The 300-nt window shown below is 55.3% G+C and carries 1 rRNA gene; it reads left to right on the top strand.

What is annotated here, in order from left to right:
- Positions 1 to 199: 199 nt before the first annotated feature.
- A 5S ribosomal RNA gene (rrf, locus tag ACETK3_RS21380) occupies positions 200 to 300 on the top strand; the annotation flags it as partial.

Here is a 300-nt window from a genome sequence, read left to right as displayed (position 1 = left end):
CGGTACTAATAGGCCAACAACTTACACCACACAGAACATACAAAACTCTGCTTGCGTCCACTATGTGGTTCCCAACCAACAACCCCCAACACCACGGGTTAATGGCACGGAACCAACAACTGAATACAACAACACCACCAATGTTGTAACCACAGTCTTCCCACCCCCGGCAACACCCAAGGGGTTCGGGTGAAAAGGTTACGGCGGTCATAGCGTGGGGGAAACGCCCGGTCCCATTCCGAACCCGGAAGCTAAGACCCACAGCGCCGATGGTACTGCACCCGGGAGGGTGTGGGAGAG

Origin of the sequence: Arthrobacter sp. E44 (genome assembly GCF_041877125.1) — a bacterium.
GTDB lineage: Bacteria > Actinomycetota > Actinomycetes > Actinomycetales > Micrococcaceae > Arthrobacter.
Note: the sequence above shows the minus strand (reverse complement) of the source record. Positions and strands in the feature narration are given on the sequence as shown.